At 54.2% G+C, this 15,143-nt stretch carries 14 protein-coding genes; 3 read left to right on the top strand and 11 right to left on the bottom strand.

The features are described 5' to 3' along the window. Nucleotides 1-101: 101 nt before the first annotated feature. From proB to GXP52_02350, 10 genes are all read right to left on the bottom strand, one after another. Nucleotides 102-1,235: a glutamate 5-kinase gene (gene proB, locus GXP52_02395; protein NOY86135.1), complete on the bottom strand. Its 1,134-nt coding sequence runs from the start codon at nt 1,233-1,235 to the stop codon at nt 102-104. Beyond that, nucleotides 1,235-2,242 (bottom strand): GTPase ObgE, encoded by a 1,008-nt coding sequence (gene obgE / locus GXP52_02390; protein ID NOY86134.1) that lies wholly within the window; start codon nt 2,240-2,242, stop codon nt 1,235-1,237. The genes proB and obgE overlap by 1 nt, the downstream gene beginning before the upstream one ends. Nucleotides 2,243-2,266: 24 nt before the next feature. Continuing rightward, complete coding sequence (rpmA, locus tag GXP52_02385; GenBank protein NOY86133.1) at nt 2,267-2,524, bottom strand: 50S ribosomal protein L27; 258 nt, start codon at nt 2,522-2,524, stop codon at nt 2,267-2,269. A gap of 72 nt (nt 2,525-2,596) precedes the next feature. Continuing rightward, nucleotides 2,597-2,908, bottom strand: a complete 312-nt coding sequence (gene rplU / locus GXP52_02380) for a 50S ribosomal protein L21 (protein NOY86132.1) — start codon at nt 2,906-2,908, stop codon at nt 2,597-2,599. A 235-nt stretch (nt 2,909-3,143) separates the two neighbouring features. Beyond that, complete coding sequence (locus GXP52_02375; protein NOY86131.1) at nt 3,144-4,649, bottom strand: Rne/Rng family ribonuclease; 1,506 nt, start codon at nt 4,647-4,649, stop codon at nt 3,144-3,146. Nucleotides 4,650-5,183: 534 nt separating this feature from the next. Next, nucleotides 5,184-7,754 carry a TIGR03960 family B12-binding radical SAM protein gene (locus GXP52_02370; protein NOY86130.1) on the bottom strand — a complete coding sequence of 857 codons (2,571 nt, stop codon included), beginning with the start codon at nt 7,752-7,754 and terminating at the stop codon, nt 5,184-5,186. Nucleotides 7,755-7,761: 7 nt separating this feature from the next. Continuing rightward, nucleotides 7,762-8,526, bottom strand: coding sequence for a sugar phosphate isomerase/epimerase (locus tag GXP52_02365; GenBank protein ID NOY86129.1), 765 nt, complete (start codon nt 8,524-8,526; stop codon nt 7,762-7,764). Between the two features lie 24 nt (nt 8,527-8,550). Further along, nucleotides 8,551-9,480 (bottom strand): potassium channel protein, encoded by a 930-nt coding sequence (locus GXP52_02360; protein NOY86128.1) that lies wholly within the window; start codon nt 9,478-9,480, stop codon nt 8,551-8,553. Between the two features lie 154 nt (nt 9,481-9,634). Next, entirely contained in the window at nt 9,635-9,901 is a 267-nt protein-coding gene (locus GXP52_02355; protein NOY86127.1) for a zinc ribbon domain-containing protein, read from the bottom strand. Between the two features lie 88 nt (nt 9,902-9,989). Further along, on the bottom strand, nt 9,990-10,844 hold the full coding sequence (locus GXP52_02350; protein ID NOY86126.1) for a PHP domain-containing protein: 855 nt from the start codon (nt 10,842-10,844) through the stop codon (nt 9,990-9,992). Between the two features lie 126 nt (nt 10,845-10,970). Between GXP52_02350 and GXP52_02345 the strand changes: the two genes are divergently transcribed. The 3 genes from GXP52_02345 (at nt 10,971) to GXP52_02335 (ending at nt 14,110) form a co-directional block, all read left to right on the top strand. Further along, the gene (locus GXP52_02345; GenBank protein NOY86125.1) at nt 10,971-12,536 is read left to right on the top strand and encodes a protein kinase; all 1,566 of its coding nucleotides are present in this window, start codon (nt 10,971-10,973) and stop codon (nt 12,534-12,536) included. Between the two features lie 81 nt (nt 12,537-12,617). Next, nucleotides 12,618-13,364: an ABC transporter ATP-binding protein gene (locus GXP52_02340; GenBank protein NOY86124.1), complete on the top strand. Its 747-nt coding sequence runs from the start codon at nt 12,618-12,620 to the stop codon at nt 13,362-13,364. 74 nt (nt 13,365-13,438) lie between these two features. Beyond that, entirely contained in the window at nt 13,439-14,110 is a 672-nt protein-coding gene (locus GXP52_02335) for an ABC transporter permease (protein NOY86123.1), read from the top strand. A 238-nt stretch (nt 14,111-14,348) separates the two neighbouring features. Here the strand turns inward: GXP52_02335 and GXP52_02330 are convergent, their stop codons facing one another. Beyond that, on the bottom strand, nt 14,349-14,921 hold the full coding sequence (locus GXP52_02330) for a hypothetical protein (protein ID NOY86122.1): 573 nt from the start codon (nt 14,919-14,921) through the stop codon (nt 14,349-14,351). Nucleotides 14,922-15,143 lie beyond the last annotated feature (222 nt).

Here is a 15,143-nt window from a genome sequence, read left to right as displayed (position 1 = left end):
CTCTCTCATCATATTATTTATTTGCATTACAGTTCTCCCATCCTTGGGGGACGTAGTTAAGTTGTTAAGTTGTTAGGTTACTGGAGAAACAACTTAACAACTTAACTACGTCCCCCAAGGGCAAGATCGTCCCTGTGGATAACTTCTGTGCCTGGGCAAGCCCCCAGGATCGGCTCGATCTCCTGGCTGTGCCTTCCCATGATCTTTCGAATCTGACCCGAGGAAAAGCAGGTGACGCCCCGGGCAATCTCCTCCCCGTTCCGGTCCACACACCGGACAAGGGAGCCCTGTTCGAAACTCCCGTGCACCTCCAGTATCCCGGCGGGAAGGAGACTTTTTTTGTCCTCAACGAGAGCCTTTACGGCCCCATCGTCCAGGACCAGAGTTCCGCCGATCCCGCCGACGAAGGCGATCCAATGCTTTCTCGACGCCAGCTTCTCCGAAGCCGGGAGAAAGAGCGTCCCTTCAGGGGCACCTTCAAGTATCCGGGTGAGAATGCCGCTGGACCGGCCATCCGCGATGACCGTGGGAATCCCCATCCGGGCGGTCCTCTTGGCAGCCAGCACCTTGGATGACATCCCGCCGGACCCGGCCTCACCAGGACCGCCCGCCATCCGGAAAACAGTGTCGTTCACCTGGTCCACAACCTCAATAAGATGGCCATCACCCAACTTCGGGTCGCGGTCGTACAGGCCGGCGATATCCGTCAGAATCACCAGGAGATCGGCATCGGTAAGGTTTACCACCATAGAGGAGAGAAAATCATTGTCACCGTACTGGATCTCATCAACAGCGACTGTGTCGTTCTCATTGATAATGGGGATTATTCCCAATCTAAGGGATGTCTCCAGGGTATTCCGTGCGTTAACAAAGCGCCGGCGATTTTCCAGGTCGTCCCTTGTGAGAAGCATCTGCCCCACCGTAATTCGGTGGCGGGAAAAGGCGGTCTCGTAGGCGTTCATGAGCAGCCCCTGACCCACTGCGGCCAATGCCTGCTTTACCTTAAGGACTCTGGGCGATTCCCTTCTTCCCAGTTGATGCATTCCCATAAGGATAGCCCCGGAACTGACGATGATAAAACGATACTTCTTTGCTGCCAGATCAGTGATTTCATCGGCCAGAGAGCCGATGAGCCGTTGATCCACCCCACCGCCGGGACCGGCCAGAACCATGCTGCCAAGCTTGACAACAATCCTTCGGCGATCCCGGAGAATATTTTCTCTCTGCGAGTTCATTAAACCTGCTTCTCCCTGGCCTTTTCTGCAAATTCCACGAGCTCGCCCAGAAGCGGTTTCAACCCCTCCCCCGTGGCGGCAGACACCATGTGGACTTTCAAACCTGTTTCCTCAGAAAATTTCCTGGCGGTCTCCTGCCTGGACATGTCATCAAGGAGATCCACCTTGGCGAATGCCACAATAAAGCTTTTTCGTCCCAATTCCTCCCCATAGGCCTCAAGTTCCCGTCGAACAGTCCGGTACGCCTCCACCGGGTCTCCATCGGTGTGGGCCATTCCTATCAGGTGGAGAAGCACCGATGTCCTTTCCACATGTCTTAGAAACCGGTGCCCCAGTCCGATGCCTTCATGAGCCCCCTCAATAAGACCCGGGACGTCCGCCACAACGAACCCCCTGTGGTCCTCCATCCTTACAACGCCAAGGTTCGGAACAAGTGTGGTGAATGGATAATCAGCGACCTTGGGTCTGGCCGCGGAAATTGTGGAAATAAGGGTGGATTTCCCCGCATTCGGAAGGCCGACAATCCCCACATCAGCGATGAGCTTCAACTCGAGTACGAGGTCTCTGACCTGACCGGGCCTCCCCTCCTCCGCAAACCTGGGGGCTCTCGTCGTCGGTGTGGCAAACCGGGCGTTTCCCCTGCCTCCCCTGCCGCCTCTGGCGACAGTATACTCCCCTTCCGTCAGGTCCACCACCATTTGGCCGGTTATGGCATCGGTCACCAGTGTTCCCGGCGGGAGATCCAGGACAAGAGTCTTGCCATCCTTTCCCGTCATCCGGGATCCCATACCGTGCCCCCCGTTGGGGGCGTTATATTCTCTTTTATAACGGTAATCGATGAGGGTTGAAAGGTGAGAATCGACGCGGAAAACAACATCCCCGCCTCGGCCCCCATCACCACCATTGGGACCTCCGCGGGGAACATACTTCTCCCGTCTAAAGCTGACGCAACCGTTTCCTCCAGCCCCGGACTCCACACGTATCTTTACGCGATCGATGAATCTCATCGCACAGGGGAGGATATTTCTGGATTATTCAGCAGTATAGACGCTGACCTGCTTGCGGGATTTGTCCTTGCGCTCGAACTTGACTATACCGTCGACCTTCGCAAACAGGGTGTAGTCTTTTCCGAGCCCCACATTGACGCCTGGATGGAATTTCGTTCCACACTGTCGGACCAGGATGTTGCCGGCACGAACCATTTCACCGGCGAAGCGTTTCACACCTCTGCGCTGGGACCTGCTGTCCCTTCCGTTATTGGAACTTCCACCCGCTTTCTTGTGAGCCATACCCTAACCTCTTTTCCTACTGCCCGTTCGATAGGGCCATAAAAAGTCCATTCGTGACTTTTTACGAAGTCATCAAATTTCGATTTTCTCAATGCGGACGCCGGTGTAATCCTGTCTGTGGCCCTGCTTACGACGATAGTTTTTGCGCCGCTTCATTTTAAAAACGATGATCTTCCTGTGGCGATCCTGCTCAACAATTTTGGCCCTGACCTTCGCTCCATCCACGAGGGGTGTACCAACCTTAAGATCGCTTCCCTCACCAACCATAAGAATTCTGTCAAACGATACCTCGGATCCGACATCGGCGGCAAGTTTCTCTATCCGGACGACATCACCCTCGTTGACGCGATACTGTTTACCGCCCGTTTCGATAACGGCATACATAACTTCCAGCCTCCACTTTGACAAGGTCGTAAAAATCCACCCATGGCTTTTTACTTAATTGAATACTACGGCCTTACGCCCGCAGGATTACGACAGCACGTAAAACACGATGCAGGAACAGGATTTGTTATCAAAACCGGCCTCTCTTGTCAACAAGCGGAAGGGCCACTCCAGGTTCCACGTTCCAGATTCCGGGTCTGCCGGTTCAACATTCCGCGTCTAATGCCGGATCATGCTACAGTCCCATGATCTGATACTGTTCCTGGTGCACGTTATAGTCCGTCTTGACCACGATCTTTTTCTTTATCTGCTTCTCCAGTCCTTCGAGAAATTCTCCCTCCTCTCCATACAGCAGGTCCGCGACTTTGGGATGAACCACGATGATGATCCTTTTACCTTCGAGGACTGCGGCCTCCCGGTGAACCTGGCGGAAAATCTCATATACAATGGTTCGCAGGGACTTAACGGTCCCTTTTCCCTCGCAGTATGGACACGGCTCGGACAAAATAGATGATAGATTATCCCTGGTTCTTTTTCTGGTCATCTCAACCAGGCCCAGTTCAGAGATCTGAAGGATGGTGGTCTTGTTCCTGTCCTTCTTCAGGGATTCCTCCATAGCCGTGAAGACTTTCTTGCGATTGAAGTACTTTTCCATATCGATGAAATCGATGATGATCAAACCGCCTATGTTGCGCAGCCGAAGCTGGTATACGATCTCATAAAGGGCCTCCATATTGGTCTTGACGATAGTCTCTTCGAGATTTCTCTTCCCCACGAAGCGGCCGGTGTTCACGTCAATGGCGGTCAGAGCCTCGGTCTGATCAATGATGATATACCCTCCGGATTTCAACCAGATCTTCTTTCCAAGAGCCCTGTTGATCTCCATTTCAACGCCGAAGTACTCGAAAATGGGCTCATTCCCCTCGAAGAGCTGGACGGTCGATTTTAAATTCGGCATGAACTTCTTGGTAAAATCCAGGATTTTTTTGTATTCATCCTTGGAATCAACATATACGGCGGCGATCTCGAATCCATAGATATCACGGAGGACCCGGAATGAAAGATCCAGGTCGGCGTAAAGCAGGCTGGGCGCTCTTGACCTTCCCTTCTTTTTCCTGATGGTGTCCCAAAGGCGGACGAGGAAATCCATATCCTTCTTGATTTCAACCTCGGATGCGCCCTCTGCGGCGGTTCGGACGATAAACCCCACCCCCTTGGGCTGAAGGATTGTGACAATCTCGCGAAGACGGGTGCGCTCCTCGGGATCCCGTATGCGTCGTGATACACCTATCTTGGACAAGGTCGGCATCAGAACCAGAAGCCGGCCGGGTAATGTGATATAGGCGGTAACGCGGGCGCCCTTGGTTCCGATAGGTTCCTTGGTCACCTGGACAAGGATACCCTGCCCCTCCTTGAGAAGGTCCTCAATGGCGTGCCCGGAGGCGGTAATCACCCGGACACCATCGGGACCATCAAGATCCTCTTCCCCTACCATTTCGGAATATTCGCTCATGTCGAGGACAATATCGGAAGCATGCAGGAAGGCCGCCCGCTCATGGCCGATTTCAACAAAGGCCGCCTGCATTCCAGGCAAGACACGGATCACCTTTCCCTTGTAGATGTTGCCGCTGATACCCCTGTCTTTGGCTCTGTCCAAAAAGATCTCCTGGACATGCCGATTCTCCAGGATGGCGACCCTTGTCTCAAACTCGTTGGAGTTGATAACGATTTCTAATCCCATTGACGAAGCCCTCGGTCCCCTGATCCTTCCAAATCATGTCTGATCGGAAACAACGGGTTTTCTATGGCATGCGGGATTTTACTGTGGACGGGAGAGGGTGCAGCCGGGCAAACCCGGCAAGAGGTTCCTGATGGACCTGGCCAAGTCCATCAGGCGGTTCAGGCACGAAGTGCTTGAACCGTAATGGGGGTGAAACCGGTTTTGATTCGGCGACGGAAATGACGGGGGTGTCCAACCGACGCCGGAAAAACGACAACGGATTCCGGCTCCAAAAAAACTGCGGAAACTGCTTTTTGCGAATATGCCACTATTAACCCCTAACCCCAAAAAAACCAAACATCCTGCTACAAACTCTCGCCTGTCTCAGCAAAAGACCCCCATGCCAGACAGATTCCATATCTTTAATATGCGCACGCGCGCATTTCTTTAAAAAATGATCGTTACTCAAACACCATTTTAAAGATTAACAGTTAAAATGTGATACGTCCAAGGAAAACTGAAAAATCCGGCTGTTGCCGCCGAACCCATAATGGCTTAGTCCCAGATTCGAGCAAGCCCCGGCCTCCCCCCAGACTTGTCTTCCACCACCAAAAGGCGCAGCCAGGTCCTGAAAATCCGGACACCGTCAATCAGGACGTTTTTTCCCATCAGTGCGCGGAGAACCTCGCCGGGTCGAATACTGCCGCTGGTTTTCTGCATGGCAAGGGTAAAACAGACGGTATCATCTCCCGATGCCTCCATGGCCTGGAGGTAATTTTTCAGGTTCAGGGTTTTAATCTTTTCCCTGCCCTCGCGCACCACCGGAACATCGCCGCTTTTCGAGAGTGCCTCAATGCGGTTGTACAGATCATCAACCGGCTCAGGGAACTCGGCTCGATATCCCATGGATGAAACCCGGCCCGTCAGGGGTTGTCCATCCAGAGGGGTTTTCCATGCCAGTAGAATCTTCAGTCCTGTCGGCAAAAACCGATTCATGGCATCCCGGAGTCGCTGCGGGTCCCAGCTCTCCTGAAGTTCGAAATCCGCCCATTCTCTTTCTCCCTCCACCCCCACCGGCAGGGCGAGGGCAAAGGTTATTTTGGGCTTCGGGTGATATCCACCCGAAAAGGCCAGTGGAACATTCGCCCGTCTGGCGGTTCGCTCGAATACATGCATCGTCTCCAGGTGCCCGAGAAAGCGCATATCTCCAACCTTTTGGAAGATAAACCTGACTCTCCGATGGGGTCTCTCCGGTTCCATGACATACACATCCGGCTGCGGAGACCCATCCACCTTACTTGAATTTCTCAAGGCCGGGATATTTTTCTTCTGTTCCGGTGTGCAGACCCCGCATGCCATGCATCCTGCCCCTCTGCAGTCATCCGAAACCTCACCCGCAAGTCCCAGATGATACTCTTTCAACAGGTACTGTCTTGATACTCCGGAGAACAGGTGATCCCACGGGAAGGGTTCATCCTCGGCACGCTCTCTTTCCGCGTACCAGCGGGGGTCTGGACCCACCTCCTCAAAAGCCGCCATCCAGGTATTCCAGGAAAAGTGCTCATCCCACCCATCGAGAAGAGCTCCCTTCCGCCAGGCGCTCTCCACCACCCGGGACAGGCGCCGGTCACCCCGTGCCAATACGGCTTCGAGGAGTGCCTGATCGGTCCTTCCCCAACGAACCCGAATCTTCCCGCCCTTAAGGTTTTTTCGAAGATGATCGAGCTTCTCCTTCAGGACGTGCTCAGGGTCCTGGGCGGCCCACTGGAACGGGGTGTGGGGTTTGGGAACGAAGGGGGAGAGGTTCACCGTTACCTGCCCCCTTCCCGGCCTCATGGCTCCTATCGCCTTTGCCAGGTTTACGATACCGTCGAGGTCCTCGGCACACTCGGTGGGAAGCCCGATCATGAAATAGAGTTTCACGGAATCCCAACCCCGTTCGAACACCCACTTCGCCGTTCTGAGGATCTCAGCGTCAGAAAAATCCTTGTTTACGACTTTCCTGAGCCGCCGGGTCCCAGCCTCGGGCGCGATGGTAAAACCGGTCCTCCTGACCCTCTGAATCTGCCTTGCCACCTCAGGCGTCAGACCCCCGATCCTCATAGACGGAAGAGAGATGGATATACGATCCTCCCCGTAGGTATCCATGAGGTCTTTTAACAGCGGGTCCAGAGGACCATAATCGCCAATGCTCAGGGACGTCAGAGCCAGTTCCTCGTACCCGGTGGATTCCAGTCCCCTTGCGGCCATTTCCAGGACTGTTCGACGGGATCGTTCCCTCACCGGGCGATAGACCATGCCTGCGTGACAGAAACGGCATCCCCGCGTGCATCCCCTGCTGACCTCGATGTTCAAACGATCGTGGACCGGCTGCACGTACGGTACAGGGAAAGAGTGGGGAGGTATAACAATATCCAGGTTCGGACACATCGCCCTGATGACTTTCCGAGTACTCCCCCGTGGGATAATCCTGTCGATTTTTCCATTATCCGCATAGTTAACGCCAAAATCGGATGGATCGTAAATCCCCGGATGCTCTTTCACCACCGCGATCATCTGTTTCCGGGAACCTCCCTGCTCTGCAATTTCCCTGAGGTTTTGAAGCACAAGCGGCCAGACCTCTTCACCATCCCCCAAAAGGAAGAGATCGAAGAACTCAGCAATGGGCTCAGGATTGAAGGCGCACGGCCCTCCCCCGATAATCAGCGGATCGCTCCCGGATCTTTGCGAAGCCCTGATGGGGATGTGGCCCGCCTCCAGGATGGCAAGAATATTGGTGTAGGTCAGCTCGGACTGAAGAGTGATGCCGATGACGTGGCACTCGGAAAGGGGGGTACGGCTCTCCAGAGAGAAAAGGGGAATTCCCCGCTCCTTCAGGATAGCCAGCATGTCAAGCTGGGGAAGGAAGACCCTCTCTACCTGCACACCTTCCACCGTGTTGCCGAGACCGTAGAGGATCTGGGTACCCAGATGGGACATCCCCACCTCGTAAAGATCAGGAAAAGCCAGAACAGCTCTTAACCATACCTCTTCCTTCGACTTGTGAACGCTATTGATCTCCTGACCGAGGTAACGTGGCGGCTTTTCAACGTGCGGGAGGAGATCATCGATCATGACAGTAGTCATAATTCCACTATCCCGAATATCCTTTCATCCTTTCAAGGGACCGTACGGTCTCGTCGCGACTGTGGTTCTCCAGGACCGTCAGGGGCTCCGTCCCTCTCTTTGAAAGGTCGGTAAAAAGAGCGGAGAAGTCGAAGATCCCCTCTCCCACAGGCAGATGGGTGTCCTCATCTCCATGATTATCGTGGAGGTGGAGCTCCCATAGAGAATCTCCCAGGGCAGTCAACCATTCCTGAAGAGGAATCGCGGAAAAAAGCAGGAAATGCCCCGAATCAAAGCAGAGCCCCAGGGAACCTTCAAAATGGACCCGGAGCTGCAGCATAGGACCGGGGTCCACATCGAAAACGTTTTCCAGAACGATCCTCGTACCGATACGGGCGCCCCAATCCAGGACACCGGACCATGTCGCCAGGCTTCTTTCAAGCCAGACCCCGGGCTTCCGACCGTATCGCCATTTATCGTAACCCGGGTGGAAGACTATATGCCGCGGCCGGACGATTTCGGCAAGATCGCGAACCTGATTAAAACGCAATCGGGTCACTTCCAGGACCCGCGGGTCGAGACCGGCAGGTGAAAGGTCCATGAAGGGAGCGTGAAAAGAGACATCGAGGCCCCGTTCCCTCCATTTTATGAGGTGATCCAGGTCCTCCCCCGCAAGGCTTTCAAGTCTATCCGCCGGCAGGTAAACCTCAGGCAGAAGGCCATGTTCATCGAGAAAGGCGAGGTCACTTTCGATGTTAAGGAGAGAGGCCCGGGCAAAATATGGGCTATGCACGATAACACCGTCCGCCCAATGGGCTCATCGCATCTTTTGAGAGATCGCCTCCAACCTCTCCAGTTCAGGTCCATATCCCAGGAGGACCAGTGTGTCTCCGGCCTTGATTTCGGTTCCAGAGGAAGGATTGAACGTCATGCTCCCGGTGCCGCTTTTTATTGCCACCACAATCAGGTTCATGTCCTTCCTCAGGCCCGCATCCACCACGTTGACTCCGTCCAGCCTGGAACCGGGGGGAACGTGGATTTCATCCAGGCGAAGCCCCCCCATCTCCTGATTATCCACAATACTCTCCAGAAAATCGAGCACCGTTGGCCTAAGAACGGCCTGGGCGATTCTGAACCCACCCAGGTCATAAGGAGCAACCACTTTATTCGCCCCCGCCCGGATGAGTTTTTGCACCGATTCATCACTTGCCGCACGGCTGACGATGTTGAGTTTGGGATTTAACCCGCGGGCAGTAAGGGTTATAAAGACATTTTCCGCATCGTTGGTGACAACGGTAACAATACCTTTCGCCTTTTCGATACCGGCGTCCAAAAGAACGTCGTCCACGGTCGCATCTCCCCGGATAAACAGATAGCCGAGGCGTTCCAGATCATCTGCTGAATCCTCAACGTTATCCACCACGACGAAAGGATAACCCTTTTCGTTCAGTTCCTGACAGATAACACGGCCCATTCTGCCGAAACCGCATATAATGTAGTGGCCCCGGAGCTTTCCGATCGTTTTCACCATTTTCCTCCTGAATACGATACTGAACCTGTTCTCCAGCATTACCCGACCGGCGGTCCTGACCGTAAACGCGACGACGCCGACACCTGTGGCAATCAGAATCATCGCGAAGATCTTGCCACCTGAGGAGAGAGGATAGACCTCTCTGAAACCCACGGTGGACAGGGTCAGGACAGTCATGTACAGGGAGTCGAGGAAGCCCCACCCCTCAATTTTCATGAAGCCAAACACGCCGCCGCTCACTATCAGAACGATAAAAGCCGCAGCAATTTTCAGGTTCCCCTTGAGATCCCTCGAGGATATTCTACCTGATGGGAGACCCGCTCTCGCTTTAACCTTACGCTCCCTTGTTCTCACGCGGCCTTCGGCAGGTTTACTTCGTTTGGGCAGGACAGGCCTTACATTTCGGGTCGGGTTTTTCCAGACCGCAGCTCGTGGGTTGGCTGGGGGATGGGCCGGGCGATGAGCCGTAATCGGTTTTATACCACCCACTGCCCTTCAGGATAAAATTTGAAGCGCTGATAAGACGGTGGGCCTTGCCCCCGCATTCCGGACATGCACTTAAAGGATCATCGGTAATCCTCTGGTCAATTTCGAACTCTCGCTCGCAACTGTCGCAATGGTACTCGTAAGTGGGCATTTATTCTACTCCTCTTTCCTTTTCGTTGTTACGATTTGCATGTTATTAACGACTTCCGTATGAAATCTATGCCCGATTCAGCCATCTGTCAACGCCGTAATCCAGAACGGTGTGCTTTCTTCAAACCCTCAGCCACATCCTCCGGCACACGCATGTCGCCGTTTCCAACACCGATATCGGTGTGCTTCAACCCTCCGGGACCATGGTAATCGGTGCCTCCCGTCAGGAGCAGACCATACTTTTCGGCAAGGGATCGGTAGAAGGCGACATCCTGGGCGGAGTGGCTGTAATAATAGGCCTCGAGACCTGCAAGGCCTGAATGCTTCAGCTCGCCCACAAACCCTGAAAGAGCGTCATTGTCCAGGTTCAGATACTGGGGATGGGCCAGGACGGGTATCCCCCCGGCCCTGAGGATGAGCGCAATGGCATCCTTTGGAGTCATTCGCTCCTTATCCGCGTATGCGGGAGCGCCTTTTGCCAGTAAACGATCAAAAGCCTCATTCCGGTTACCGACGTATCCTCTGCTGACAAGGGCATCCGCGATGTGGGGACGCCCCACGCTCTGCCCCCCTGCAAACCTCAGAACATCCTTTAACTGAAGCGGGTACCCGAGGGACACCAGCTTCTCCAGGATAATCCGGTTCCGATGATCCCTCCCCTCCCTCAGAAAACCGAGGTTCCTTTCCAGAGTGGAATCACCCGAATTCATGTAGTATCCGAGGATGTGTAGAGTTCCGGGTTCAAATGCGGCGCTTATCTCTATTCCCGGGATAAAATCGAGTCCCACACACCCGGCCTCATCTTCCGCCTCATTAAGGCCGGACAGGGTATCGTGGTCCGTCAGCGCAAGGACTTTGATGCCGCGTTTAACCGCATACCTGACCAGTTCGGCCGGTTTCAAGGTACCGTCCGAGGCGGTACTGTGTGTGTGCAGATCGATCATTTCCAGGCCTCCTCGACACAAAGGGGTTAACCGTACAATTCGGAACGAGGAAAGTCAAATTCTTCCCCCCGATCATTCCCTAAACAACCTGACCCGCTTTGTGCTATTTTATCCACCATGCAGCGAATGTTCGGACAATATATGCTTCTGGAGCTCATCGGGTCAGGGGGAATGGCGGAAGTATACAGAGCCAGGATGAGGGGTCAGCCATATTTCGCGCGGGGAGAAAACCCAAAACATTTCACCCGCGAGGTGGCCGTAAAACTGATACTTCCCCACCTCTCCCGGGAGGATTCTTTCAGGGAACTTTTCTCCAGGGAGGCTCACATGGCTTCCCTTCTTGACCATCCCAACATTATCGGCATCCAGGATTACGGGACTCTGGATGGAACAGATTTTATCGTTATGGAATATATCCGGGGCATGGATCTAAGGAGACTGCTCAAATCCATGCCGGAAGGAAAACTGCTCAGCGTGGGGGAGGCCGTTCACATTCTGTACAGGATATCCAGGGGATTGGAGTATGCCCACGGCATGGGGGGGCCGGAATCCCCGGGCGGTATTATTCACCGGGACCTGAGTCCACACAATATCCTCATCTCAACCGAGGGGGAGGTCAAGATAGCCGATTTCGGTATTGCCAGGGCCGTCCTGTCGGACGTTACGTGGACTACCGCTTTCAAGGGGAAAGTATCCTACATGTCACCGGAGCAGGTGGAAGGCAACCCCTTGAACCACCGATCCGACATCTTCTCCCTGGGGATAATCGTCTACCAGGTCCTTACGGGACGCCATCCTTTCACGAGAGGCTCTGACGGGGCTACGTTAAGGGCCATCCAGGAAGGCGAATATCCACCCATTCCCTCTACCGCCGACATTCCAGCCGGTATACTGAGGCTCATTGAATCATGCCTTGCGGTGAATCCGTTATCCAGACCGACCTCCGCGGAAGCTGTCGCCGGAGAACTGGAACCGCTGCAAGACCCCCAATCAGAGAGAATTCTGGGACAGAGGGTTCAATCCCACAGAGGGACCCCGAGGAAGATCCCGGTAATTGCACCGACTGCGGCAACCATCACAAGGCCAAAACGCTACGGGGTTCCAATCACCATTGCGGCGCTCCTGTCCATCGCAGCAACATGGCTTTTCCTTTCACCCGCGGGCATTAAAAAACCGGCGGCATCCACCCCCTACACATATCCCGCAGCATCAAGCCCCCCGGATGCGGACGCCGCGACCCCATCCGATTCTCTTTCGAAACAAAAACCCGACTACATCACGATCGCAACCTCACCGCCGGGAGCCAGGATCATCGTAAATGGAGATGATGCCGGAAATTCTCCCGTCAGGGTTTCCCTGGATCAAAACAGGGGACCATTGATAATCTCGGCCGACCTTTATGGCTACCGAAAATCCACTTTCAACCTTGACCGAGGGGAAGGCAATCAGACCCGGACCCTGCGTTTAACTCCCCTCCCCACAGGTGAAGTCAGGATCGGGGCCATCCCGTGGGCACAGGTATTCTTCAGGGGACATCTCAAGGGATACACACCGATCGTCCTTGGGAACCTGCCTGTGGGAAAGAGGGGCTTTGTGTTGAAAAACGGTCAGCTGGGGATAACCAGGGAGATCACTGTGGAGGTGAGGGAGGGAAAGACCAATACCGTGAATGTGGATCTTGCGACCAATTGACGCTGATGACTTCGCAAAAAGTCCATCAAGCAGGGTGTGCACGGAGCGTGCATCATGGATTATTTATGAGGCGATAAGCAGATGGTAGAGATGTCTGGAATCAGCTTAACCTACCAGACCGAATCCGGCCCCCATCCGGCTCTGGTCGGCATTGATCTCACAGTCCGGCGTGGGCAGTCGTGTGTCATCATCGGTCCCACCGGCTGCGGCAAAACATCTCTTCTGCATATTCTCGCGGGTCTGGTTGTTCCCACGCAGGGGCAGGCTTCCATTAATGGGGAGCTTGTCAGAAAACCGAGGAGAGAAACGAGCCTCATCCTCCAGCAACATGGACTATTTCCCTGGAAAAACGCCATTTCCAACGTTACCATCGGTCTGGCGATGAGGGGAGTTCCAAAAATTCAACAGCGCAATCGAGCTCGGAAACTCATGGAAAAACTGGGGATCTGGGACGTCAAGGACAGCTTCCCGGGACAACTGTCGGGGGGCCAGCAGCAGAGGGTGGCCATTGCCAGGGCCGTAACAACCGATCCGGACCTGCTCCTCATGGACGAGCCGTTCTCGTCTCTGGACGCCATGACCAGGGAATCCCTTCAGAATCTCCTGCTGAGGATCTGGAACGAGCGGCTCTTCACCTATATCCTTGTAACCCACAGCATCGAGGAGGCTGTTTTCCTCGGAAGGAAGGTGGTCGTCCTGTCCCCACGGCCCGGCAGTGTGGCCCACACGCTGGAGAACCCGGGTGTTGGCGGAAAATCGTTCCGCCTGTCCGGGGAGTTCCGGCGCAAATGTCTTCAGGTTCGTAGGATGGTGGAGGAAGCCCTGTGAAAAAACAGCCGTTTTCCGCCATCTCCTATATTATCTCAGTCTTCCTGCTTCTCATCCTTTGGCAGGCCGGGGCAATGTTCCTCAGGACCGATGCCCTTCCAGGGCCGGTGCCGGTGTTCATTGCTTTCGCCAAAGCAATGGATGGGGCGCTTATGGGCCACTTTCTGGTTTCGGCCCTGCGGGTTCTTCTGAGCCTCATCTTTGCGCTGGTCGCAGCCGTTCCATTAGGAATTTATATGGGCCGTTCCCGTCGGGCGGATGCGCTTCTTTCTCCCATTGTCTATCTGACCTACCCCGTTCCCAAAATAGCTTTCCTGCCTCTTGTCATTATCCTGCTTGGACTGGGAAATACCTCCAAGATTTTTCTTATCGCCCTAATCCTCTTCTTCCAGATTCTGGTCACCACCAGGGACGCGGCCAGGGAAATTCCCAAGGCATTCATCCTTTCCATGCGCTCCCTTGGCGCCACCCGCCGGCAGAAGGCGGTCCACCTTGTACTCCCCGCGGTTCTGCCCAAGATCCTGACATCCCTGAGAATTGGTATCGGAACCGCCATCGCCGTCCTGTTCTTCGTGGAATCTTTCGCCACCAACAGCGGCCTTGGCTACTTCATTCTTGACGCCTGGAGCCGGCTGGATTACCGGGAGATGTATGCGGGTATCGTCGGGATGGGACTTTTAGGTGTAATTCTGTATGCAGCGGTTGAGATGCTGGACAATTCCTTATGCAGGTGGACCAGGTTATAGGGCTTTCAGCCACGGGGGTTCCAGAGTCCAGAGTCCAGAGTCCAGAGTCGAAAGTCCAGTGGGAAAAGCGGACACGGAGACGGGGGGGGCAAATGGACTCTGGACTTTCTTTCTCGCGTTGTACCCCACCGAATGAACAAAAAAAGTGGCCCGAACATCCCTTGTACCCCCGGAGGGGACGCAAAAGATACACGGACCACAGAAAAACCCAGGGTTATTGAACCCCGGCCGTTAAATATTACTCAGACTTCGGTGCACCGATGGGCAGATTAATGCCGGCTTCCGCATAGACAATATGGGCCATCAGGTACAGGGCCAGAGATGCACAAATAATCAGGTCCCAAGCAGCGAGGGTACCTAACGTCTTGTTTCCGGCCAGCTCTTTGAAGTCCAGGCCGACGAAGCCCAGGAACAGGGTCAGGAAGATCAGGTTAAGTACGAGATGGTGCTTGATTGACGCTATCCATAGAATACCGGTGAAGATGGTGAACATCACCAGGAAAACGCCCAGACCCCTTGCGTCCAGCTTCAGCGTCGGGTATTTGGCAATGATATCAGGACTGGTGCCAAAGATAACGAAAAAGCAGAGCGCAATCCAGAATGCGCCGTATCCCGAGAAGGCACAGAATCCAAAGTTGTTGCCTGTGCCAAACTCCAGGAACCCGGCGACCAGCTGAGCGGTCCCTCCATACAGGAGGCCGATCCAGAGGACAGGGCCGATGCCTACCCAGCCCAGATTGTGGAACTGAAGGATCATGGTGGTCAACCCGAATCCACCTAACCCGATAACTGCAGGATTACCCTTTGTCATTCCTTTCTCCTTTCGAAAATAGTGGTCCAATAAAGTATTACTTCCTCCAGAAACAGGAAACTTTCATACCAGATTTCCGGGAACCACCTCCTCTCCCATGGGATTGTGGACTGAACCCTAACTCTTATGAATAAGGCGACAAAACACCCGCCCGAAATTTTCCAACTAAAACGGCGTTTACTTAACAAAGACCCCGATCCATGCCTTTTGGGCTTTAAAGGA

Source organism: Deltaproteobacteria bacterium, from assembly GCA_013151915.1.
Lineage (GTDB): Bacteria > BMS3Abin14 > BMS3Abin14 > BMS3Abin14 > BMS3Abin14 > BMS3ABIN14.
The sequence above is the reverse complement of the archived record's forward strand: the minus strand, read 5'-3'. Positions and strand labels throughout refer to the sequence as shown.

Excerpts from the sequence above, each read along its gene's own strand:
- GXP52_02350 (NOY86126.1), bottom strand. The coding sequence starts at position 10,844 with ATGATCGATCTGCACACACACAGTACCGCCTCGGACGGTACCTTGAAA.
- GXP52_02335 (NOY86123.1), top strand. The coding sequence starts at position 13,439 with ATGTTCCTCAGGACCGATGCCCTTCCAGGGCCGGTGCCGGTGTTCATT.
- obgE (NOY86134.1), bottom strand. The coding sequence starts at position 2,242 with ATGAGATTCATCGATCGCGTAAAGATACGTGTGGAGTCCGGGGCTGGA.
- rplU (NOY86132.1), bottom strand. The coding sequence starts at position 2,908 with ATGTATGCCGTTATCGAAACGGGCGGTAAACAGTATCGCGTCAACGAG.
- GXP52_02360 (NOY86128.1), bottom strand. The coding sequence starts at position 9,480 with ATGAAAATTGAGGGGTGGGGCTTCCTCGACTCCCTGTACATGACTGTC.
- GXP52_02340 (NOY86124.1), top strand. The coding sequence starts at position 12,618 with ATGGTAGAGATGTCTGGAATCAGCTTAACCTACCAGACCGAATCCGGC.
- rpmA (NOY86133.1), bottom strand. The coding sequence starts at position 2,524 with ATGGCTCACAAGAAAGCGGGTGGAAGTTCCAATAACGGAAGGGACAGC.
- proB (NOY86135.1), bottom strand. The coding sequence starts at position 1,235 with ATGAACTCGCAGAGAGAAAATATTCTCCGGGATCGCCGAAGGATTGTT.
- GXP52_02330 (NOY86122.1), bottom strand. The coding sequence starts at position 14,921 with ATGACAAAGGGTAATCCTGCAGTTATCGGGTTAGGTGGATTCGGGTTG.
- GXP52_02370 (NOY86130.1), bottom strand. The coding sequence starts at position 7,754 with ATGACTACTGTCATGATCGATGATCTCCTCCCGCACGTTGAAAAGCCG.
- GXP52_02375 (NOY86131.1), bottom strand. The coding sequence starts at position 4,649 with ATGGGATTAGAAATCGTTATCAACTCCAACGAGTTTGAGACAAGGGTC.
- GXP52_02345 (NOY86125.1), top strand. The coding sequence starts at position 10,971 with ATGTTCGGACAATATATGCTTCTGGAGCTCATCGGGTCAGGGGGAATG.
- GXP52_02355 (NOY86127.1), bottom strand. The coding sequence starts at position 9,901 with ATGCCCACTTACGAGTACCATTGCGACAGTTGCGAGCGAGAGTTCGAA.